Below are 239 nucleotides of genomic sequence, written 5' to 3'. Positions count from 1 at the left end.
AATTAGGTCAGTGCCTTCTTGTGTATAGGAGGCTTCAAATATACCGCCACAGATACCTTCCTGCCGCCAAGTGTGGCCAGGGGGCAGTGCACCGTCAGCCGCAAGACATGCTAATTTCGCACTTGTCCCAGTACCGCATGGTGAGCGGTCGTAGGCTTTTCCCGGGCACAGTACAAAATTTCGGCTATCGGCATTATTTCCTTTTGCAAATAGCTCGATGTGATCAATGTCACCGCCAC

At 51.5% G+C, this 239-nt stretch carries 1 protein-coding gene; it reads right to left on the bottom strand.

The genetic code is table 11. The annotated features are described in order from the left end of the window. On the bottom strand, positions 1-239 hold a 239-nt coding region (locus CWC28_RS21585), incomplete at both ends, for a proline racemase family protein (RefSeq protein ID WP_212746831.1).

It is taken from the genome of Pseudoalteromonas sp. S4492 (assembly GCF_005886115.1).
In the GTDB taxonomy this organism is placed as follows: Bacteria; Pseudomonadota; Gammaproteobacteria; order Enterobacterales; family Alteromonadaceae; genus Pseudoalteromonas; species Pseudoalteromonas gelatinilytica.
Note: the sequence above shows the minus strand (reverse complement) of the source record. Positions and strands in the feature narration are given on the sequence as shown.